We start from the raw sequence: 21,393 nt of genomic DNA, 5'->3' as shown, positions 1-21,393 counted from the left end.
CAGTCTTGCTAATGTTGTCTCCTTCCCTCTTTTCTTTGGCTCGAATTCATGACTGGCATCTCATCACGCAAAGCCTTAAGACGTCGCACCTGGGCGCTGTTCACGTTCTTCTTTTTACCAGGATTATTAATGGCCTCCTGGGCAACGCGTACCCCTGCCATCAGAGATATCCTCTCCATCTCCACTGCCGAAATGGGCGCGGTGTTGTTTGGGCTCTCTATTGGTTCGATGAGTGGCATACTTTGTTCGGCCTGGCTGGTGAAACGATTTGGCACGCGTAAGGTGATTCGCACCACCATGTCTTGTGCAGTCCTCGGAATGGCGATCCTCAGCGTAGCGCTCTGGCTGCATTCCGCATGGCTTTTCGCGTTTGGCCTGGGCGTATTTGGCGCCAGCTTTGGTGCGACAGAAGTTGCCATCAACGTCGAAGGTGCGGCAGTTGAGCGCGAAATGAACAAAACCGTGCTGCCGATGATGCACGGTTTTTACAGCCTGGGAACGTTGGCAGGGGCTGGAGTTGGAATGATGCTTACCGCCTTCAGCGTCCCGGCTACCGCGCATATTATTTTGGCTGCAATGGTTGCTATCACACCTATTTTCATCGCCATCAAAGCTATTCCTGACGGCACGGGCAAAAATGCCGCTGACGGTTCTCACTCCGGTGAAAAAGGACTGCCTTTTTATCGTGATATCCAGCTATTGCTGATCGGCGTTGTAGTGCTGGCGATGGCATTTGCTGAAGGTTCCGCCAACGACTGGCTTCCACTGTTAATGGTGGACGGACATGGATTTAGCCCGACATCAGGCTCGCTGATTTATGCCGGTTTTACGCTGGGTATGACCGTTGGGCGATTTACCGGTGGCTGGTTCATCGACCGTTACAGCCGCGTTGCGGTGGTGCGCGCCAGTGCGCTGATGGGCGCTCTCGGGATTAGCCTGATTATTTTTGTCGACAGCTCTTGGGTGGCCGGTGTGTCCGTTATTCTGTGGGGACTCGGCGCATCGCTCGGTTTCCCGCTGACGATTTCAGCTGCCAGCGACACCGGCCCCGATGCACCGACCCGCGTCAGCGTCGTAGCGACCACCGGTTACCTGGCGTTCCTTGTTGGACCGCCGCTGCTGGGCTATCTGGGTGAACACTATGGCCTGCGCAGCGCTATGTTAGTGGTGCTGGCGCTGGTGCTTGTCGCCGCCGTCGTCGCGAAAGCGGTAGCGAAACCGGATCTCAAAAATACTACGGTGATGGAGAACAGCTAATGAGTATCAAATTAATTGCGGTCGACATGGACGGCACATTTTTAAGCGACCAAAAAACCTATAACCGTGAGCGCTTTATGGCGCAATACCGCCAGATGAAAGAACAAGGGATCCGCTTTGTGGTCGCCAGCGGCAACCAATATTATCAGTTGATTTCCTTTTTCCCCGAACTGGCCAATGAGATCTCATTTGTCGCCGAAAACGGCGGTTGGGTGGTCAGTGAAGGAGAAGATGTCTTTAACGGCGAACTGGCTAAAGACGATTTCCATGCCATCGTAGATCATCTGCTGACCCGCGCCGATATCGACATTATTGCCTGTGGTAAAAACAGCGCCTATACGTTGAAACAGTACAGCGATGAGCATAAGAACGTTTCCGCCATGTACTATCATCGTCTCGAATTTGTAGATAATTTTGACAATCTTAACGACGTTTTCTTCAAGTTCGGGCTGAATATTTCCGACGACCGAATTCCACAGGTACAGGCCGATCTCCACGAGGCGATTGGCGATATTATGGTACCGGTGCATACCGGCTACGGCAGCATCGACTTAATAATACCCGGCGTGCATAAGGCTAACGGTCTGCGCCTGCTGCAACAACGCTGGAATATTAGCGACGACGAGGTTGTTGTGTTTGGCGATGGCGGAAATGATATTGAGATGCTGCGTCAGGCGGGATTTAGTTTCGCAATGGCCAACGCTCACGAACCGGTTGTCCAGGCGGCAAAATATCGTGCAGGCTCGAACAACGAAGAGGGCGTGCTGGATGTTATCGACCGCGTGTTAAAGAATGAAGCACCGTTTACGTATTAACGGCTCAGCACAGACGGCAACAAAATGATGGCATGATCTATTCATAATCCGCCTCAAATTAACCCGCTGGATTATTACTTCCAGTGAATATTTCAGGCGAGCGGATCATGAAGAAAAGTGTACTGATGGCGACATTGTTGCTGGGCTTTGCGGGGACAACATTTGCACAGAGCGTTACCGTTGATGTCCCCAGCGGTTATAAAGTGGTGGTAGTGCCCTCTTCCGTCAGCGTCCCGCAGGCGGTCAGCGTAACGACCGCACCACAAACGGTATATGTTGCTCCAGCGCCTGCTCCGGCCCCTGTCTATCGCGCACATCCTTATGCGCGACATGTGGCAAGCGTCGGTGAAGGGATGGTTATCGAACATCAGATTGACGACCACCACTAAGTTGTCGCCAGGCCCAGACAACAGTAATACTGGTCAGTTAAGATCTTTGGTGAGCGGTAGGCCGGATAAGGCGTTTACGCCGCCATCCGGCAATTTGCTACAGGCCGCCGGATGGCGCTTCGCTTATCCGGCCTACAGCGTGATTCTATTATCAACATAATGATGAATTTATCGGCGTCATTATGCTTATCTGCGCTGGATTGCGGACAACCGGGCCTTAACCTTCCCGGGAATTCCCTACCCGTTTATCTTTCAGGAAGATAACCATCAAAATCAGCCACAGTACGCCGCTTGCCAGATTGAACAAGCTGAACAAGCCGTTCCCTCCCAGCAGATACGCGTGTTTACTCAGCTCAATACCGACGGTAAAAATCAGCATCTGCAACATACCCATTGCGGCAGAAACAGTACCCTTACTCATTTCGCTGGCAAACAGCGTCAGGCGCACCAGCCCCGCATTCGCCACGCCAATGCCAAACGCATAGATACTCAAACCTGCCGTCATCCATAGATATGCATGAGATGACACTACCGTGGCCGCAGCAGCAATAATCAGGCCAACGGCGATTGGCCAGCCGCCCATGATAATTAGCGAACGCACGGTTTTTCGCGAAGTCAGACGCGCCAGCACCAGGTTACCGGCAATCAACGCGCCAAAAATCGGTACCTGCAACAGACCATATTCGTAGCTGCTGAGATGTTCACCACTGATGATAATAATCGGGGACTGCGCAATCCACGCCAGTAACGGCAGGCTGACAAAACCCAACGCCAGTGCGCCTGCAACGAAGCGCACGTTCCTCAGCACCAGCTTATAATCCTTGCCCAGCTCTTTAATGGACAGCTTTTCACCAAGCCGGGTTGCCGTTTCCGGCATCGCGCGTTGCAGACCAAAAAAGGAGATGGCCGCCAGAGCAGCAAACAGGATAAACATCCCTTCCCACGGCAGAACATGTACCCAGGCTGCGCCTACCAACGGACCCAGCAGTGGCGCAATCAGCGCCACGTTTGCCATCAGCGCGGTAATTTTTATGCAGACCGCTTCTTCAAAGGATTCCTGAATGGCGGCGTAACCCACCGCACCAATAAAGCACAGGCTTATCCCCTGCAAAAAACGCAGGAAGGTAAATTGCTCAATATTCTGTGCAAGCAGGGTTGCAAGGCAGGTAACGATGAACCAGATCACACCGGTTAACATTACCGGACGACGACCAATACGGTCCGACAGCGGTCCTAACAACCACTGCAAAAACATGCCGCCTGCCAGATAGGCGGTCATGGACGTAGGTACCCAATCTAATCCGGCGTTATATTGCGCCACCACCGCCAACATTCCGGGCTGGATCATATCGTTGCCGATATAAGTGGAGAATTCGTAAAGCACCAGACAGAGCGGGAAAAGTAATGCCTGACGCCCCAAACGGACGCCTGAAGATAAACGGTTCTGCATGCAATCTCTTAACTATAGAAAAATCGCGCAAAGTGTAATAAATGCGCCGTACTGGTGATAGTGAATTATGTGATTTGAAAGCAAAATGCGCACATTTTTACACTCATTTGCTCAAGAACATTTTGCTTTAAGGTTAATTTAAGTTGAGACCGCTATCATGCTCAATAAGTCTCATTAATTGTCTTAAAAATCGTCATTTAACAGGCAAATAAGACAAGACCGCTTTTTATCCCGTGGAAGCAATTTTATGCTCTCCCCAAATGGGTCTATTTAACGATTACACTGAGTCTGGACGTTATGCTGGAAAATCTGAACAATTCGCTTTTTTACTTGATCAATGCAACACCCGACTCTGAGCAATGGGCAATTTCGCTCGCCATTTTCATTGCCAAAGATCTGATCAGCATTGTGCCGCTGTTAGCCGTTGTGCTCTGGCTTTGGGGACCTCGTGGTCAGGTTACGCTCCAGCGCCAGTTGGTCATCAAAATGGCCATTGCGTTGGTAGTCGGTCTGACAATTTCTTGGCTGATGGGGCATTTTTTCCCCCACGATCGTCCGTTCGTTAACCACATCGGCTATAACTTCCTGCACCATGCGGCAGATGACTCTTTCCCAAGCGACCACGGTACGGTTATCTTTACCTTTGCTCTGGCCTTCCTGTTCTGGCATCGCTTGTGGACGGGTGCTCTGCTGATGGTTGTCGCCGTGGCGATTGCCTGGTCACGTGTTTACCTTGGCGTTCACTGGCCGATGGATATGCTGGGCGGATTACTGGCCGGGTTGATCGGCTGTCTGAGCGCCCAGATGATCTGGCAACGGTTCGGCACAACCTTGTACCTCGGCTTGCAGACGTGCTATCGCACCTGCTTCGCTCTCCCCATCCGTAAAGGTTGGGTACGTGACTAACCCGCGGTAAAAAGAGTAGTATTAAGCGCGAAACTAAGCACTTATTCTATTCTCCAGGGGAACTATGGAAACTCGACGCGACGAGCGTATTGGTCAATTACTGCAGGCGCTGAAACGCAGCGATAAATTACACCTCAAAGAAGCCGCGACGTTGCTGGGCGTATCTGAGATGACCATTCGTCGCGACCTGAATAATCATGATGCTCCCGTCGTGCTGCTCGGGGGCTATATTGTTCTGGAACCCCGCAGCGCTAACCACTATTTAATCAGCGATCAAAAATCCCGTCTGGTTGATGAAAAGCGTCGCGCTGCCCAGCAGGCGGCGAGTCTCGTGCAGGCGCATCAGACCATCTTTTTCGATTGCGGTACGACCACGCCGTGGATCATTGAAGCGATCGACAATGAACTGCCCTTCACCGCAATCTGCTACTCGTTGAATACGTTTCTGGTGCTGCAGGAAAAACCGCATTGCCGCGTCATTCTGTGTGGTGGTGAATTCCATGCCAGTAACGCGATTTTTAAACCGCTCGATTTCCAGGAAACGCTGAACAACCTCTGTCCGGATATCGCCTTTTATTCTGCGGCAGGTGTTCATATCGAGAAAGGCGCGACCTGTTTTAATCTGGAAGAACTGCCGGTGAAGCACTGGGCGATGTCGATGGCACAGCATCACGTTTTGGTGGTCGATCACAGCAAGTTTGGCAAGGTGCGACCTGCGAGGATGGGGGAATTGAAACGCTTTGATACCATCATCAGTGATAACCGCCCTGACGATGAGTTTGTTGAGTACGCTAAAGCACAACGTATCACGCTGAAGTACTAACAGATACTGCCGGACGGCGATTGCGCCATCCGGCAATAAATAAGATTAAGAGAACCAACCACCAAACCACTGGTGGAATTTCATCATCACAAAGTCCCACATGCGGCTAAAGAAACCACCCTCTTCCACATCTTCCATCACCATCAACGGACGCTGCTCAATGGATTTTCCGTTCAACTGGAAGTCGATAGTGCCCACAACCTGACCTTTCTTCAGCGGTGCAGTTAGCTGTGGTTCAGTCAGGGTAAAGCTGGCCTTCAGGTTTTTGAGCTGGCCACGCGGAATGGTCACAGAACCCCCTTCTCCGGCGCCCAAATTCACTTCACTCTTATCGCCAAACCAGACGCGCTGGGTGACGAAAGTCGCATCTGGTTTAATCGGCGTAACGGTTTCAAAGAAACGGAAGCCCCAGGTCAGCAGTTTTTCTGACTCATTGAAACGAATGCGGTCGGTTTTTGCTCCCAGCACCACGGAGATCAGGCGCATATCGCCCTGGGTCGCGGAGGCCACCAGGTTGTATCCCGCCCCGGCAGTGGTCCCGGTTTTCATACCGTCCACGTTCAGGTTGGTGCTCCACAACAGACGGTTGCGGTTCGGCTGGCGGATTTTATTGAAGGTAAATTCTTTCTCTTTGTGAATAGCGTACTCTTCCGGCACATCGTGGATTAACGCCTTCCCGAGCAACGCCATATCACGTGCGGTACTGAACTGTCCTGCCGCATCCAGGCCGTGTACCGTCTGGAAAGTCGTGTTGGTCAGCCCCAGTTTTTTCGCATAGCCGTTCATCAGGCCAATAAAGGATTCCTGGCTACCGGCAACGTAATCAGCGAGTGCAATACAGGCATCGTTACCTGACTGAATGATAACGCCTTTATTCAGATCGGACACCGCGACCTGATCGCCGGGCTTGAGGAACATGACCGACGAACCGCGCAGGGCTGGATTACCGGTCGCCCAGGCGTCTTTGCCCACGGTGACCATGTCGTTGAGGTTAATTTTCCCGGCCTTCAGCGCCTGCCCAACCACATAGCTGGTCATGATTTTGGTCAGACTGGCAGGATCCAGTTTCTCATCAGCATTACCTTCCGCCAGCACCTTACCACTGGCGTAATCCATCAGAATCCACGCGCGCGCGTCCACGCTCGGCGGGGCCGTCGGTTGCTCCGCCGCCTGTACGGTCGGCGCCAAAAGGATTAAGAGTGCAGAACCTGCAGCAAAGCTGCGAAGTGAAGAGAAGTATTGCGTCATAAATGCCACCCGAGTATCCATTCCAAAAAACCACGTCATACCACACCGTGTTTACACAAAACCGGCCAAGCGACCTCGACCAACCCATGCAGAAAAAGTCTGATGGATGACGTGTAAAATAAGTGCGGTGAGTAATAACGCACTAACGAGCTTAAAGAAACCGTAAGTTGGTAAAGTTTTTAAAGTTTATGCAATAACGCCGCGGTGCGCTGCTCCTGGCACGATTTTTTTAGACTTTGTTGCGTAAATATTAGGTTTACCCCACCATGTGAGCTAGTCAGATGGCATCTGCAGCCATAAAGCTGCTCAATTAATTTGCGGGGTTACTATGATTACACTGTGGGGTCGCAATAACTCGACCAACGTAAAAAAAGTATTGTGGACGCTCGAGGAACTGGAACTGCCGTATAACCAAATTCTGGCGGGCGGACAGCATGGCGGTAACCGCGATGCCGACTATCTGGCACTGAACCCGAACGGACTGGTCCCGCTGCTACGCGATGATGAAACAGACGTTGTTCTGTGGGAATCCAATACCATTGTCCGCTATCTGGCCGCTCAGTACGGACAAAAACGTTTGTGGATTGACGCCCCGGCCGCGCGCGCAGTCGGTGAAAAATGGATGGACTGGGCAAATCAGACGCTAAGCCCTGCGCATCGGGTTATCTTATTTGGTCTGGTCAGAACACCTGCCGATCAGCGCGATATGGCGGCCATTGAGGCAAGTAAGCAAGTTTGCGAGAACCTGTTTGCCATTCTGGATAACGCGCTGGCAGACCAGCCATGGTTCTCCGGCGCTGAATTTGGCACCGCGGATATCGCTGTGGCACCGTTCATCTATAACCTGTTCAACGTTGGTCTGAGCTGGACCCCGCGCCCGCATCTGGAACGCTGGTATCAACAACTGACCGAGCGCCCGGCGTTTCAAAAAATCGTGATGATCCCGGTCAGCTAACCAAATCAGGGACTCACTTTCAGTAATTCCCCGTCGGACTCGTCGGTTAACACGTACAAATAACCGTCTGGTCCGACGCGCACATCACGGATCCGCTGCCCCCTTTCCTGCAACAGACGACCATCCTCAGTGACCGTATTCCCTTTAATGCTCAGCACGATCACTTCTTTATCTTTCAACGCGCCGATGAACAACTTCTGCCGCCACTGCGGGAAGGTATCGCTATTGTAAAAAGCCATTCCACTAACCGCCGGCGACTTTTCCCAGTAAAAGATGGGTTGTTCCGTGCCAGCAACAATTTGACCTTTTGCTTCGGGAATTTTCAAACCACTGTAGTTAACACCCCAGGTCGCGATAGGCCAGCCGTAGTTTTTCCCTTTCTCGGGGATATTGATTTCATCGCCTCCGCGTGGACCATGCTCATTGAGCCACAACACATCACTCCACGGATTCATCGCCATACCCTGCGGGTTGCGGATGCCATACGACCAAATCTCTGCCCGCGCTCCTGCCATGTTCACAAACGGATTATCCGGCGGAATTTTTCCCTCGTCGGTCAGTCGGACTAATTTACCCTGCAATTTATCCAGGTCCTGGGCGGTAGCGCGTTGATTATTCTCCCCCAGGCCAATAAACAGATAACCGTTACCATCAAATACCAGACGTCCACCAAAATGGTTTCCGGTGGAAAGCTTTGGCTGTTGGCGAAAAACGGTCTGAAATCCTTGCAGATGTTTGAGATCGTCACTCAATCGCCCGTAGCCTACCGCAGTGCCCGCTTTGCCTTCGCGGTCGGCTTCAGCGAAGCTTAGCCATACCCGGCGAGATTGTGCAAAATCCGGTGCTAACGCCACATCAAGCAGTCCTCCCTGACCATTTGCCCAAACTTTGGGTACGCCGGTCAGCGGGTCGGAAAGCCCTTTATCAGGCTGCCAGAGTCGAAGCTGTCCACCTTTGAGCGTAATGAGCATACCGCGGTTATCGGGTAAAAAAGCCAGTGACCATGGGTGATCGAGTTTAGTTTGCAGCACTTCCACTTTTACCGCGGCGGCATAAGTGGAAAATAGCGCAAGTGGAATAGCACAGAGAAAGAGTCGACGCATAACACCTCCTTAATGGCTCTGCATAAAGCGTAGCCAGCAAGGGGAATTATCCCGCTACATTTACATAATCTTGACGAAAAGGGGGAGCGCCCTCCCCCTGATTCAGACGTGTTCCAGCGTTGGGTAAGATTGCAAACTCTGGATACTTAGCGTCAGCGTTGTCAGGCAGTTTTCCAGTTTCTCTGCGTTAACGGCGATAAACGTTGGACAATCGTGATGTCCACTCATAAGACAAACAGCGGCGGCGGCTAACGCCCCTTCAGCACGATGAAGGGCATTCCACTCTTCCTGATCAAGATGCATACCGTGAAGCTGTGATTGCTCGTGCAATTCGCGATTCAGTGCAAAAAAAACATCACGCAGGCGATCGCTCTCGCTAACTGACATGTAGCCTTTCGCTTTTCTCAACTGCAGATAAGCGGCAAGTTCGATACGGGCGTTTATCAATTTGTTGAGAAGATCGGTTCTCAGTCTGTCAACAACCATACTTTGTTCCTCCTCTTTCCAACTATGGTGCAACTTAATAGTATGGTTGTTTTTTGAACAAATAGATGTCCTACATCAATAAAGCCCAATTGATTAACATAATTTACAATGTTACAACTTCATCCGGTACGCTTATCGAAAGCGCCCAGTGTCTGACTCGCCTGACTTTTTTTGCTATACCTGATGTGGTTACTGCCATGGTGTTGATGATGAGGGGTCTATGTCGAAAGCAAATGATGCAGAAAAGATACGCACACTATCAAAAATAGATCTCAATCTGCTGACCATTTTCTGTTTGATCTATAGCGTGGGTAGCATTTCCAGAGTCGCTGACATGCTGAACATCTCACCTTCCGCCGTCAGCCAGTCATTAAGAAAACTGCGCGAAATGATGGGGGATAATCTGTTTGTCCGTAGCGGGAATGCACTGTTACCGACGGTCTATTCTGATGAACTGTATGATAATACAATCCCAATTATCGATAAGCTGTCAACGCTGATGCCGCTTTCCACGCCTGCCACCAAAAAAAGGTTAACGCTTTATACGGAATCTTTTATTTCCCCTATCGTTATTCCAGATGTCACCGCCAGAATAATCGAGACTGACGCCGATATCAGCCTCCTGCACCTTACCGCCGACCTGAATGAACAGATTATTATTGAACTGCTGAATATGCGTCAGGCAGATGCCGTTTTTTCTACCTTTTCTGTAGAGTCAGCAAGTCTTTCATGCCAGAAAATATGCGATATGCGCCTGGTGCTGGCGGCCTCGCAGAATAATCCTTTATATGGTAACACCATCAGTGAAGCGCAATTCAGAAACGCTAACCTGGTCGGTTACAATACTAAGAATGAGAAAATCATTTATCATCGCAGTATTGTAGATAAAAAATTTAGAACCGGAGAACGCTGCCTGCTTACCTCATCGTTTACGGCGATTCTGACGATTGTGTCCAATACACATTGTTTAGGGGTAATCCCGGAAAAGGTATTTGAAACACACGCCCACCTGTATGGACTAAAAAAAATAAACACGCCGTTTCCCCTGCCGCAATTTAGCGTGTTTGCCTCATCGCGCAAAGAAAGCAATACCCACAAGATCCTAGCCCCTATTCTGGCTAATTTACAAACAGCCTCTCTGTTATGAAAACCAGAGAGGCTGAGCGTTAGAAATACTGACTACACGCGAATTTTTGCTATGCGCCAGATATGGTCGGCATATTCCTGAACCGTTCTGTCCGACGAGAAATACCCCATGTTAGCAATATTATGCATGGTTTTTGTCGTCCACTCCCGGGGAGTACGATACAACTCGTCCACCGCATCCTGACAATCTACATAGCTGCGGTAATCTGCCAACACCTGATAGTAGTCGCCGAAGTTAATCAATGAATCCAACACCTCCCTATAACGCCCTGGCTCCTGCGGACTAAACATCCCCGTACCGATTTGCGTCAACACCTGATGAAGTTCCTCATCCTTTTCAAAGATGTGCCTCGGGTCATAGCCATCACGTCGCAGAGTTTCAACCTGATTCGCCGTATTGCCAAAGATAAAGATGTTATCTTCCCCAACGTATTCGCGCATTTCGATATTCGCACCGTCGAGCGTACCGATAGTGAGCGCACCATTCATACCGAATTTCATATTGCTGGTCCCGGAGGCTTCCGTCCCGGCCAGGGAAATTTGCTCTGACAGATCGGCTGCCGGAATAATTAGCTGAGCGAGACTGACGCTGTAATCCGGGATAAACACTACTTTCAGTTTGCCGCCAATCTGCGGATCGTTATTGACTAACTGCGCCACATCGTTAATCAAGCGAATAATTTGTTTTGCCATGTGATAAGAGGAGGCTGCTTTTCCGGCAAAGATATTCACTCGCGGTCCCCAGTTGGCATCCGGCGCGGCTTTAATTCGGTTATAGCGTGTAATAACGTGGAGCACATTCATGAGTTGCCGCTTGTACTCGTGGATGCGTTTCACCTGCACATCAAACAGCGCATCAGGATTCACCACCACGCCATAGTGGGTGGCAATATGGTGCGCCAGTCGCTGCTTATTTTTACGTTTCGCACGATGCACAGCCTCATTCACCGACGGATAATCTATAAACTGCTTCAGCTCGCCCAACTGCATTAATTTAGTCCGCCAGCTGTCACCGATATTTTCGTCCAGCACTTTGGCAAGCGGTGGATTCGCCAGCGCCAGCCAACGACGCGCAGTCACACCATTGGTTACGTTGGTGAAACGCAGGGGAAAAATATTCGCAAAATCTGCAAACAGTGATTCGGTCATCAGTTTTGAATGCAATGCCGACACGCCGTTTACCTTATGACTGACAACTACCGCCAGCCAGGCCATACGCACCACACGACCATTGGACTCATCAATTAACGACACACGTTTTAGCAGATCGCTGTCATTACGATAACGTTCCTGTAAGGTCTTCAGAAAACGATCGTTAATCTCAAAAATAATCTGCAAATGGCGCGGCAAAATTCGACTTAGCATTTCTACTGGCCAGGTCTCCAGCGCCTCACTCATCAACGTATGGTTGGTATAAGAAAAAATCTGACAAGTCACGTCAAACGCGTTATCCCAACTAAACTGATGATGATCAATCAATAAACGCATCAACTCAGGGATCGCCAGTACCGGATGCGTATCATTAAGGTGAATCGCAATTTTATCGGCCAGATTGTCGTAGGTTTTGTGCAACTGATAATGACGACTCAGAATATCCTGAATCGTCGCCGAGGCCAGGAAATAGGCCTGGCGTAAACGCAATTCACGCCCCGCATCGGTGGAATCATCCGGGTACAAAACCCGCGAGATACGATCGAAGTGGTATTTGTTTTCCACTTCAGTAGCAAAGTCGTCCTGCTGATTCAGTTTGCCCGCATTAACTTCGCTATTCACCTGCACGTTCCACAAGCGCAACGTATTAGTCGTGTCCGTCGCATAACCTGGAATAATTTGATCATGCGCCACGGCCAGAATATCCTCGGTTTCAAGCCAGCGGGTTTTATTCCCCTCCTGTTGAACACGCCCGCCAAAACGTACTTTATAATGCGTATTATGACGTTTAAACTCCCAGGGATTACCGTATTCCAGCCAATAATCGAGCGACTCTTTTTGTACACCGTTAACGATATTTTGTTTGAACATACCGTAGTTATAACGAATACCGTATCCACATCCCGGCAACCCAAGCGTCGCCAGTGAATCAAGGAAGCAGGCCGCCAGACGACCGAGACCACCATTACCTAATCCGGGATCGTTTTCTTCGTCAATCAGTTCTTCCAGTTCAAGCCCCATTGCCTCCAGCGCGCTTCTGACTTCGTCATAAATACCTAAAGAGAGCAATGCATTGGATAGCGTACGACCAATTAAAAATTCCATCGACAGATAATATACCTGGCGCGCATCCTGAGAGAATTGCGCCCGATTAGAACGGTGCCAGCGCTCGACCATCCGATCGCGTACCGCATATAACGTCGCATTAAGCCACTCCCGTTTCGTGGCGATTGCGGGATCTTTGCCAATTATGAATAAAAGTTTATTAGCAATATCATCTCTAAGTTTATCAACATCAGAGTCCGTGACGACCGGAAGTGGCGAAATATACATATTAACGTTACCTTTCAAATTTTGTAGGATGGTAATAGACAGGTGAATTATTTAAAGTTTGGGTACGTGAGCGTTAGCTTTTTGTCGAATATTTTCATGACTGGCGATAAACGTTAATTCTGTCATTAATACACGCCAACTTAAGCCTGTGGCAAGCGAGATATAATATAAACTCACACCATTAGCATAAAGAGTTTTAGCCATTTCAAGTTTCGACTTCAAAACAATATCTTTCAAATTTAACCTCATTAGTAACGCTCGACGAGATAAAATTTACGATAATGAGTGTCTATAGCCAAGAAGCGGCACTTAAAGCCGGAATTAGACTCACTAAACACCTTTCACTGACCGATCTACTCTTTATAGGTATCGCTCTTTATTCTCTCCGTCTTATGCTGATCAGATATAGATGTACCGTGAAGGCATCTGTATAATCCCCCGATTACGAGCAATGTACAGTATAAGAAAATGGCAAAAATTGGTTTTATATCACTAGGTTGTCCGAAAAACCTCGTCGATTCTGAGCGCATCCTGACCGAACTTCGTACCGAAGGCTATGATGTTGTGCCAAGCTACGACGACGCGGATATGGTTATCGTTAATACCTGCGGCTTTATCGACAGTGCGGTTCAGGAGTCCCTGGAAGCAATTGGCGAAGCGCTGAACGAGAACGGTAAGGTGATCGTCACCGGCTGTCTGGGCGCGAAAGTCGATCAGATCCGTGAAGTCCACCCGAAGGTGCTGGAAATCACCGGGCCGCATAGCTATGAACAGGTTCTGGAGCACGTTCACCACTATGTGCCAAAACCAAAACACAACCCGTTCCAGAGTCTGGTTCCTGAGCAGGGCGTCAAGCTGACTCCTCGCCATTACGCCTATCTGAAGATTTCCGAGGGCTGTAACCACCGCTGCACGTTCTGCATTATTCCCTCCATGCGCGGCGATCTGGTGAGCCGTCCGATTGGCGACGTCCTTAGCGAAGCCAAGCGTCTGGTCGATGCGGGCGTGAAAGAGATTCTGGTAATTTCTCAGGATACCTCGGCGTACGGTGTAGATGTGAAGCATCGTACCGGTTTCCATAACGGCGAGCCGGTCAAAACCAGCATGGTTGATCTGTGCGAACAGTTATCAAAACTGGGGATCTGGACGCGCCTGCATTACGTCTACCCTTACCCGCACGTTGATGATGTGATCCCGCTGATGGCGGAAGGCAAAATCCTGCCGTATCTGGACATCCCGTTACAGCATGCCAGCCCGCGTATTCTTAAACTGATGAAACGCCCGGGCTCCGTGGACAGACAGCTGGCGCGCATCAAGCAGTGGCGTGAAATCTGCCCTGAACTGACGTTGCGATCCACTTTCATTGTTGGTTTCCCGGGTGAAACGGAAGAAGACTTCCAGATGTTGCTCGACTTCCTGAAGGAAGCGCGTCTGGATCGCGTGGGCTGCTTTAAATACAGCCCGGTAGAAGGCGCTGGCGCTAATGACCTGCCGGATCAAATCCCGGAAGAGGTGAAAGAAGAACGCTGGAACCGCTTTATGCAATTGCAGCAGCAGATCTCTGCTGAACGTTTGCAAGAGAAAGTGGGCCGCGAGATTCTGGTTATCGTTGATGAAGTTGACGAAGAAGGCGCAATTGGTCGTAGCATGGCTGATGCTCCAGAAATCGACGGCGCGGTATACCTGAATGGTGAAACCAAGGTGAAACCTGGCGATATCATCCGCGTGAAGGTCGAAAACGCAGATGAATACGATCTGTGGGGCACCCGCGTTTAATTAGCGTAACCCAACGTAGGCCGGATAAGGCATTTATGCCGCATCCGGCAATGCCTGATGGCGACGCTGAAGCGTCTTATCAGGCCTACGGTTTACCCTTTTATCTTCGGGTCCAGCGCGTCACGCAGACCATCTCCCAGTAAGTTAAACGCCAGCACCGTCAGGAATATCGCTACCGCCGGGAAAATCGCCACGTGCGGTGCGATCACCATATCAGCTCGCGCTTCATTAAGCATTGCCCCCCACTCCGGCGTCGGCGGCTGTGCGCCTAATCCCAGAAATGACAGGCTCGCGGCAGAGATGATCGACGTGCCAATTCGCATGGTAAAAAAGACCACGATCGATGAGACCGTTCCAGGCAGAATATGGTTGAAGATGATGGTCGCATCGCTGGCACCAATACTACGCGCAGACTCAATAAACGTCTGTTGCTTCAGCACCAGCGTATTCCCACGCACCAGGCGCGCGAAGGCTGGAATGGAGAAAATGGCCACGGCAATGATCACGTTAGCAATACCGCTGCCCAGCACGGCGACCACGGCTATCGCCAGCAATATCCCCGGAAAGGCGAACAGCACATCGCAGATTCGCATGATCAGTCGATCCCACCAGCCTTCGTAGTACCCCGCCAGCAGACCCAGAACCGTACCAATCGCCGCGCCAATAAATACGGCAAAGACCCCTGCCGCCAGCGAGATTTGCGCCCCAACCAGCACGCGGCTAAAGATATCCCGTCCCAGTGAGTCAACGCCAAACCAGTGCAGCATCGATGGCCCGTCATTCAGACGGTCATAATCGAAGTAATTCTCGGCATCAAATGGCGTCAGCCAGCGGGCAAAAATCGCTACCACGATCAGGAGCAATACAAACAGCCCAGCGACCATCGCCATGTGCTGTCGACGGAACCGACGCCAGAACTCATGCCACGGTGTGCGTATCTGCTCTGGCTTAACAAGGGGCATCGCATTTAAAATCGCCTGTCGGCGCCAGTTAAAAAATCGCATCCTTACTTGTACCTGATAGCCGGATTAATGGCAGCGTAGAGCACATCCACCACTAAGTTAATAAGAATAAATTCCAGAGAAAACAACAGCACCTCGGCCTGAATCACCGGGTAGTCGCGCATTTCGACGGAGTCCACCAACAGCCGCCCAAGCCCGGGCCAATTGAACACCTTCTCAACCACGATTGATCCACCAAGCAAAAAGCCAAACTGTAGTCCCATCATGGTGACCACCGGGATCATCGCATTACGCAGACCATGTTTTAACACCACCCAAGTTTCACTCACCCCTTTAGCCCGCGCGGTGCGCATATAATCTTCGCTGAGCACATCAACAAACGAGGCGCGAGTAAATCGAGCTAACACCGCAGCCACCGCCGCGCCCAGCGTAATAGACGGGAGGACGTAGTGCAGCCAGGTGTCTGCGCCCACGGTAGGCAACCAACCAAGTTCAACAGAGAATATCTGCATCAGCAGCATGCCAAGCGCAAACGCCGGGAACGAGATCCCGGTGACCGCCAGCGTCATGCTTAATCTGTCCGGCCAACGATTGCGCCATACGGCAGCAATGATCCCCGCCGTCATACCAAACAATACCGCCCACACCATACTGGCAATAGTCAGCCATAGTGATGGCATAAAACGACTGGCTATCTCTTCTGAAACCGGGCGACGAGACACCATCGAGGTGCCAAAATCGCCTTGCAATACGTTGGTCATGTAATGCCAGAACTGAACGTGCAGCGGCTGGTCCAGACCCAGCTGCTTGCGCACCAGTTCAATCACCTCGGCGTCAGCTTCCGGTCCGGCAATCAGCCGGGCCGGATCGCCGGGTAGCAGGTGAACAAATAAAAATACCAGCACCGCAACAATCAACAGAGTTGGAATCAACCCCAGCAGGCGCTTGAAAACATAGTTAAGCATCAGGCTCCCTTTGTCGGCCCCTGTGCTAAGGGGCCGAATGCATAGCTTATTTTAAATCCGCATCATCAAAACTAAATCCGGTATCCGGCATAATCCAGAACCCGGTCAACCTGGTGCTGTGCGCCGAAATCAGTTTTTCCACTACCAGCGGGATCCACGGCGACTCTTTCCAGATAATATCCTGCGCATCCTTGTACAGCTTCGCTTTCTGCGCCGGATCGTTGGTTTGCAACGCTGCAGCTAAATCACTGTCCACCTGTTTGTTGCTGTAGAACGCCGTGTTAAACAGAGTCGGCGGCCAGTTTTGTGATGCAAACAGCGGCGACAACGCCCAGTCAGCTTCACCCGTAGAGGCAGACCAGCCGGTGTAGAACATCCGCACCCCGCTCTCTTTCTGCGCTTTCCCTTCAACTTCCGCCGCACGCTGGCCGGCATCCATCGCTGTAACCTGAGCCTTAATGCCCACCTGCGCCAGCTGCTGCTGGGTAAATTGCAGCACTTTCTGCGCGGTACTGTGGTTATGCGAAGACCATAGCGTGGTGGTAAAACCGTTCGGATAACCTGCTTCTTTCAGCAGTTCGCGCGCTTTCGCCGGGTCGTAGGGCCACGGCGTATAGCTTTGCGCATAGGCTATCGACGGGGGGAGAACGCCGGTTGCCGGCGTCGCGTAACCGGCAAAAGCCACTTTCACCAGCGCCTGGCGGTTGATGGCATAATTCAGCGCTTCACGCACCTTCGGGTTGTCGAACGGTTTTTGCGTGACGTTCATGCTGATGTAACGCTGCATAATAGACGGACTGGCCACCAGTTCCAGGTTTTTGTTCTTCGCCAGTAACGCCGCCTGCTCGTAAGGGATCGGGAAAGCAAACTGCGCTTCCCCGGTCTGCAGCATGGCCGCACGCGTGTTGTTGTCGGTCACTGGACGCCATGTAATCGTATCCAGCTTTGGCAGCCCTTGCTGCCAGTAGCCCGCGAACTTCTTAACCTTCACAAAATCCGTCTGATTCCAGGTATCAAGCTGGTACGGCCCGGTCCCCACTGGGTGGAAACCTATCTCCTTACCGTATTTCTCCAGCGCGGCGGGAGAAATCATCGCCGTTGCCGGATGCGCCAGAATATTGATAAAGGCAGAGAACGGCTGTTTCAGCGTAATCTTCACCGTCGACGGATCAACGACTTCGGTTTTATCGATATTCTTATACAGGTTGTAACGTTTCAGATGGTTTTCCGGGTTACTGGCCCGATCGAGGTTAGCTTTTACCGCATCGGCATTGAAGTCAGTTCCATCCTGAAACTTCACGCCCTGGCGCAGCTTAAGGGTATAGGTCAGCCCATCATCAGAAACCGTATAACTCTCCGCGAGCACATTTTTCAGCTTCATTTCTTTATCAAGACCAAACAGCCCCTGATAAAACGACTTCGCTACCGCCTGCGACAACGTGTCATTCGCGTCATAGGGGTCGAGCGTCGTGAAATTGGATCCCACGGCCACCACTACATCTTTGGCGGCCCAGCCAGGCGATGCAGCCAGTGCAGAGGCCACTCCCACAGCAACCAGCCATTTTCGAGCAACAATTTTTGTCATGTTATTCTCCTTAAACCCTGCCTGCCTGTTATAAACGCGAAAGCGCATTTTCTGGTTGCCCACGCGCAACATAATGCCCCGGACCAACTAACTGGAGCGAAACGGGGGAAATCTCTTCGCCACGTTTGCGAATATTGCTGGGGATATCGTCCGACAACAGCACGCGCTGGGGACGGTGATGCGATGGATCGGCGACCGGAACTGCCGCCATCAGCTTGCGAGTGTACGGATGTTGCGGATTTTCAAACACCGCCCGCCGGGTGCCTATCTCAACGATCTGTCCCAGATACATGACCGCCACACGGTGACTGATCCGTTCCACCACCGCCATATCGTGAGAAATAAACAGGTATGCGATACCCAATTCTCGCTGCAGGTCGAGCATCAGGTTGATGATTTGCCCACGAATTGAAACATCCAGCGCCGAGACAGATTCATCAGCAATAATCACTTTGGGATTGAGGGCCAATGCCCGTGCAATACAGATGCGCTGACGCTGACCGCCGGAAAACTCGTGCGGATAGCGCCAGGCATGCTCAGGCAGCAAGCCTACACGTTCCAACAGCCATGCAACCCGTTTTGATCCCGCGTCACCCTGCAATAACCCATGTACCCGTAGCGGCTCCAGAATGGAATATCCCACAGTCTGGCGCGGATCGAGCGAGGCATACGGATCCTGGAAGATAAATTGAATATCCCGACGCAGCGGCTGTAACTTGCTGGCAGCAAGGGTATCAATACGTTGTCCGTTGAAAATGATTTCCCCACGCTGAGACTCAACCAGGCGCAGCAGTGCCCGCCCGGTGGTGGATTTCCCGCAGCCCGACTCCCCCACCAGCGAGAGCGTTTCTCCCGGCCACAGGTCAAAGCTGACGTTTTCCACTGCATGCACCTCGCGAGTCACGCGATTTAGAATGCCGCTGCGCAGAGGAAAACGCGTCACCAAATTACGTACCCGCAGAATAGGCTCGCCTTCAACCACGGTGTCCTGCTCGGTCTGCGGTTCTACATGACTGGGATCCTGCAATGAAATAAGCGGGAAACGGCGCGGAAGTTCATGTCCGTTCATCGCCCCAAGCTGCGGCACGGCTGCCAACAGCGCTTTGGTATAGGGATGCTGGGGTGCGTGAAAAATCTGTTCAACGCTACCGGTTTCTACCGCCTCGCCTTGATACATCACCAGCACGCGGTCGGCAATATCCGCCACGACGCCCATATCGTGGGTAATAAAAATCACGCCCATCGACATATCCTGCTGCAACACTTTTATCAGTTGCAGGATCTGCGCCTGGATAGTGACATCCAGCGCGGTGGTCGGCTCATCGGCAATTAAAACCGCAGGGCGACAAGACAGCGCCATGGCGATCATCACCCGCTGACGCATGCCGCCGGAAAGCTGGTGCGGATAACGCGATAAAATCGCCTTCGCCTCAGGGATACGGACCTGATCGAGCATCCGTTTAGCTTCCACCATCGCCTCTTCGTGACTGGCCCCCTGATGCAAACGGATTGACTCGGCAATCTGCTCACCCACGGTGAATACCGGATTGAGCGATGTCATCGGCTCCTGGAAGATCATGGCGATATCCGCGCCGCGTACGTGACGCATCTGCGACGCGCTCTGCTCACCCAGCTCAATAACCTGCCGATTGCGGCGTCGCAGCAGCATTTCATCGCAGCTTACCTCGCCGCCTGCTTGTTCAATCAGACGCATCAGCGACAAGGCTGTCACCGACTTTCCTGAACCGGACTCACCAACAATCGCCAGCGTTTCGCCACGCTTCAGGCGAAATGACAGATTACGCACTGCGCTGACACGCTGCTGCTCCTGTTCAAAGGCAATATTCAGATTGCTGACTGCCAGCACGTCGCTGGCATCAAGCTCATCACTGTGTGGCAACGCTATCTCCTTTTTCCCGATAAATACCGGTGGTTGGCGTATCGCCTGCGTATCCCCAGGCGCGGTACATGCCTTCGCTATTAAACGGCAAGGCCACGTTGCCCTCATGATCGATAGCAATTAAACCGCCACTGCCGCCAAGCGCCGGTAATTTTTCCATCACTACGCGTTCACACGCTTCGGATAAACTCAGGCCGCCATAGTCCATCAACGCCGCAATGTCATAGGCCGCCAGCGCACGAATAAAGACTTCCCCGGTTCCGGTGCAGGAGACTGCCACACTTGCGTTATTGGCATAACAGCCTGCGCCGACCAACGGACTGTCACCCACCCGCCCCGGTAATTTGTTGGTCATCCCCCCGGTCGATGTTGCGGCCGCCAGATTGCCAAACATATCTAACGCGACCGCCCCCACGGTACCCATTTTGTTGTTTTCATCCAGCGGGCTCGCGCTATGGTCCAGCACCGTGTCACCCACTGTTCGCGCCGCCAGTAGTTGAGCGTAGCGTTCTGGCGTCGAGAAAATATCCGCTGATACGCGCTCCATACCCTGCGCAATGGCAAAGTTTTCAGCCCCTTCACCTATCATCATGACGTGTGGGCTGTGTTCCATTACCAGGCGCGCCGCGAGAATCGGATTGCGTAAATGGCTGACTCCGGCGACGGCTCCCGCATTCAGCGTGTTACCGTCCATCACGCAGGCATCCAGTTCATGGGTTTCATCACGGGTATACACCGCGCCAATTCCGGCATTAAACAACGGACACTCTTCCAGCAGGCGCACGGCTTCGGTAACGACATCCAGTGCGTTACGACCGTCCTCAAGCATCCGCTGACCGGTTTCAACGATATCCGACAGCGCCTGTATATAACGCAACTCTTGCTCCTGACTCAGCTGCGAACGGGTGATAGCCCCTGCGCCGCCGTGAATTGCAATGACTGCTTTACCCATTTTTTTCGTCCATTAGGTGGCAGGTACCGGGGTTATAAATATCAGAATTTCTGTGACTTATTGATTCGATTTTTGAATATAGAAAGATGCAGACGTCATGTAAAGGTAAAGGCCCGTACCTCACGCCCCATCCCATCAGGTTATTTAGATGAGTTAAACAGAAAGAGTATCTTCCAACATCGTTGAATATA

19 protein-coding genes are annotated in these 21,393 nt (G+C 51.6%); 8 read left to right on the top strand and 11 right to left on the bottom strand.

From position 1 onward, the window contains the following. Positions 1–48 precede the first annotated feature (48 nt). From OGX86_RS17715 to OGX86_RS17705, 3 genes are all read left to right on the top strand, one after another. Complete coding sequence (locus OGX86_RS17715) at positions 49–1,257, top strand: MFS transporter (RefSeq protein WP_286640329.1); 1,209 nt, start codon at positions 49–51, stop codon at positions 1,255–1,257. After that, positions 1,257–2,072, top strand: coding sequence for a Cof-type HAD-IIB family hydrolase (locus tag OGX86_RS17710; protein ID WP_128316664.1), 816 nt, complete (start codon positions 1,257–1,259; stop codon positions 2,070–2,072). Before OGX86_RS17715 ends, OGX86_RS17710 begins: the two co-directional genes overlap by 1 nt. 107 nt (positions 2,073–2,179) lie before the next feature. Continuing rightward, a complete protein-coding gene (locus OGX86_RS17705) occupies positions 2,180–2,461 on the top strand; it encodes a hypothetical protein (RefSeq protein ID WP_003831642.1) in 282 nt (93 codons plus the stop codon). A gap of 217 nt (positions 2,462–2,678) precedes the next feature. Here OGX86_RS17705 and OGX86_RS17700 read toward each other — a convergent pair whose 3' ends face one another. Next, a complete protein-coding gene (locus OGX86_RS17700) occupies positions 2,679–3,911 on the bottom strand; it encodes an MFS transporter (RefSeq protein ID WP_008784235.1) in 1,233 nt (410 codons plus the stop codon). A gap of 297 nt (positions 3,912–4,208) precedes the next feature. Here OGX86_RS17700 and ybjG point away from each other — a divergent pair, with 297 nt between their 5' ends. Both ybjG and deoR read left to right on the top strand, forming a co-directional pair. Continuing rightward, a complete protein-coding gene (ybjG, locus tag OGX86_RS17695; RefSeq protein ID WP_286640328.1) occupies positions 4,209–4,817 on the top strand; it encodes an undecaprenyl-diphosphate phosphatase in 609 nt (202 codons plus the stop codon). Between the two features lie 64 nt (positions 4,818–4,881). After that, a complete protein-coding gene (gene deoR, locus OGX86_RS17690) occupies positions 4,882–5,640 on the top strand; it encodes a DNA-binding transcriptional repressor DeoR (RefSeq protein WP_136391664.1) in 759 nt (252 codons plus the stop codon). A gap of 45 nt (positions 5,641–5,685) precedes the next feature. Here deoR and dacC read toward each other — a convergent pair whose 3' ends face one another. Further along, positions 5,686–6,888 carry a serine-type D-Ala-D-Ala carboxypeptidase gene (gene dacC / locus OGX86_RS17685; RefSeq protein ID WP_020996521.1) on the bottom strand — a complete coding sequence of 401 codons (1,203 nt, stop codon included), beginning with the start codon at positions 6,886–6,888 and terminating at the stop codon, positions 5,686–5,688. A 328-nt stretch (positions 6,889–7,216) separates the two neighbouring features. On the opposite strand from dacC, the gene OGX86_RS17680 reads away from it, so the two are divergent. Continuing rightward, positions 7,217–7,843, top strand: a complete 627-nt coding sequence (locus tag OGX86_RS17680) for a glutathione S-transferase family protein (RefSeq protein ID WP_032942804.1) — start codon at positions 7,217–7,219, stop codon at positions 7,841–7,843. A 5-nt stretch (positions 7,844–7,848) separates the two neighbouring features. On the opposite strand, the gene OGX86_RS17675 is transcribed toward OGX86_RS17680, so the two are convergent. Both OGX86_RS17675 and bssR read right to left on the bottom strand, forming a co-directional pair. Beyond that, on the bottom strand, positions 7,849–8,946 hold the full coding sequence (locus OGX86_RS17675) for a PQQ-dependent sugar dehydrogenase (protein WP_128316662.1): 1,098 nt from the start codon (positions 8,944–8,946) through the stop codon (positions 7,849–7,851). 102 nt (positions 8,947–9,048) lie between these two features. After that, entirely contained in the window at positions 9,049–9,432 is a 384-nt protein-coding gene (bssR, locus tag OGX86_RS17670; protein ID WP_008784229.1) for a biofilm formation regulator BssR, read from the bottom strand. Between the two features lie 220 nt (positions 9,433–9,652). On the opposite strand from bssR, the gene OGX86_RS17665 reads away from it, so the two are divergent. Next, entirely contained in the window at positions 9,653–10,579 is a 927-nt protein-coding gene (locus tag OGX86_RS17665; RefSeq protein ID WP_286640327.1) for a LysR family transcriptional regulator, read from the top strand. Positions 10,580–10,611: 32 nt separating this feature from the next. Here OGX86_RS17665 and glgP read toward each other — a convergent pair whose 3' ends face one another. Continuing rightward, a complete protein-coding gene (gene glgP, locus OGX86_RS17660) occupies positions 10,612–13,062 on the bottom strand; it encodes a glycogen phosphorylase (RefSeq protein WP_286640326.1) in 2,451 nt (816 codons plus the stop codon). A gap of 51 nt (positions 13,063–13,113) precedes the next feature. Further along, positions 13,114–13,299: a glycine cleavage system protein T gene (locus OGX86_RS17655; protein ID WP_223240755.1), complete on the bottom strand. Its 186-nt coding sequence runs from the start codon at positions 13,297–13,299 to the stop codon at positions 13,114–13,116. A gap of 231 nt (positions 13,300–13,530) precedes the next feature. Here OGX86_RS17655 and rimO point away from each other — a divergent pair, with 231 nt between their 5' ends. Further along, a complete protein-coding gene (gene rimO / locus OGX86_RS17650) occupies positions 13,531–14,838 on the top strand; it encodes a 30S ribosomal protein S12 methylthiotransferase RimO (protein ID WP_003831616.1) in 1,308 nt (435 codons plus the stop codon). A gap of 92 nt (positions 14,839–14,930) precedes the next feature. On the opposite strand, the gene gsiD is transcribed toward rimO, so the two are convergent. From gsiD to iaaA, 5 genes are read right to left on the bottom strand one after another with little or no spacing between them, the layout of a single operon-like run. After that, positions 14,931–15,842 (bottom strand): glutathione ABC transporter permease GsiD, encoded by a 912-nt coding sequence (gene gsiD / locus OGX86_RS17645; protein ID WP_032942798.1) that lies wholly within the window; start codon positions 15,840–15,842, stop codon positions 14,931–14,933. Between the two features lie 2 nt (positions 15,843–15,844). Next, positions 15,845–16,765, bottom strand: coding sequence for a glutathione ABC transporter permease GsiC (gene gsiC, locus OGX86_RS17640; protein WP_008784225.1), 921 nt, complete (start codon positions 16,763–16,765; stop codon positions 15,845–15,847). Positions 16,766–16,811: 46 nt separating this feature from the next. After that, positions 16,812–18,350, bottom strand: a complete 1,539-nt coding sequence (gsiB, locus tag OGX86_RS17635; RefSeq protein ID WP_079936827.1) for a glutathione ABC transporter substrate-binding protein GsiB — start codon at positions 18,348–18,350, stop codon at positions 16,812–16,814. A 28-nt stretch (positions 18,351–18,378) separates the two neighbouring features. Then, complete coding sequence (gsiA, locus tag OGX86_RS17630; protein ID WP_123268273.1) at positions 18,379–20,250, bottom strand: glutathione ABC transporter ATP-binding protein GsiA; 1,872 nt, start codon at positions 20,248–20,250, stop codon at positions 18,379–18,381. Continuing rightward, positions 20,237–21,202: a beta-aspartyl-peptidase gene (gene iaaA, locus OGX86_RS17625; protein ID WP_136391660.1), complete on the bottom strand. Its 966-nt coding sequence runs from the start codon at positions 21,200–21,202 to the stop codon at positions 20,237–20,239. Before iaaA ends, gsiA begins: the two co-directional genes overlap by 14 nt. Positions 21,203–21,393 lie beyond the last annotated feature (191 nt).

Origin of the sequence: Citrobacter sp. Cpo040 (genome assembly GCF_030332915.1) — a bacterium.
Classification (GTDB): Bacteria; Pseudomonadota; Gammaproteobacteria; order Enterobacterales; family Enterobacteriaceae; genus Citrobacter; species Citrobacter portucalensis.
Note: the sequence above shows the minus strand (reverse complement) of the source record. Positions and strands in the feature narration are given on the sequence as shown.

Bases quoted from the DNA above. Each gene is read 5' to 3' on its own strand.
- OGX86_RS17715 (WP_286640329.1), top strand. From the start codon at position 49: ATGACTGGCATCTCATCACGCAAAGCCTTAAGACGTCGCACCTGGGCG.
- OGX86_RS17710 (WP_128316664.1), top strand. From the start codon at position 1,257: ATGAGTATCAAATTAATTGCGGTCGACATGGACGGCACATTTTTAAGC.
- OGX86_RS17705 (WP_003831642.1), top strand. From the start codon at position 2,180: ATGAAGAAAAGTGTACTGATGGCGACATTGTTGCTGGGCTTTGCGGGG.
- OGX86_RS17700 (WP_008784235.1), bottom strand. From the start codon at position 3,911: ATGCAGAACCGTTTATCTTCAGGCGTCCGTTTGGGGCGTCAGGCATTA.
- ybjG (WP_286640328.1), top strand. From the start codon at position 4,209: ATGCTGGAAAATCTGAACAATTCGCTTTTTTACTTGATCAATGCAACA.
- deoR (WP_136391664.1), top strand. From the start codon at position 4,882: ATGGAAACTCGACGCGACGAGCGTATTGGTCAATTACTGCAGGCGCTG.
- dacC (WP_020996521.1), bottom strand. From the start codon at position 6,888: ATGACGCAATACTTCTCTTCACTTCGCAGCTTTGCTGCAGGTTCTGCA.
- OGX86_RS17680 (WP_032942804.1), top strand. From the start codon at position 7,217: ATGATTACACTGTGGGGTCGCAATAACTCGACCAACGTAAAAAAAGTA.
- OGX86_RS17675 (WP_128316662.1), bottom strand. From the start codon at position 8,946: ATGCGTCGACTCTTTCTCTGTGCTATTCCACTTGCGCTATTTTCCACT.
- bssR (WP_008784229.1), bottom strand. From the start codon at position 9,432: ATGGTTGTTGACAGACTGAGAACCGATCTTCTCAACAAATTGATAAAC.
- OGX86_RS17665 (WP_286640327.1), top strand. From the start codon at position 9,653: ATGTCGAAAGCAAATGATGCAGAAAAGATACGCACACTATCAAAAATA.
- glgP (WP_286640326.1), bottom strand. From the start codon at position 13,062: ATGTATATTTCGCCACTTCCGGTCGTCACGGACTCTGATGTTGATAAA.
- rimO (WP_003831616.1), top strand. From the start codon at position 13,531: ATGGCAAAAATTGGTTTTATATCACTAGGTTGTCCGAAAAACCTCGTC.
- gsiD (WP_032942798.1), bottom strand. From the start codon at position 15,842: ATGCGATTTTTTAACTGGCGCCGACAGGCGATTTTAAATGCGATGCCC.
- gsiC (WP_008784225.1), bottom strand. From the start codon at position 16,765: ATGCTTAACTATGTTTTCAAGCGCCTGCTGGGGTTGATTCCAACTCTG.
- gsiB (WP_079936827.1), bottom strand. From the start codon at position 18,350: ATGACAAAAATTGTTGCTCGAAAATGGCTGGTTGCTGTGGGAGTGGCC.
- iaaA (WP_136391660.1), bottom strand. From the start codon at position 21,202: ATGGGTAAAGCAGTCATTGCAATTCACGGCGGCGCAGGGGCTATCACC.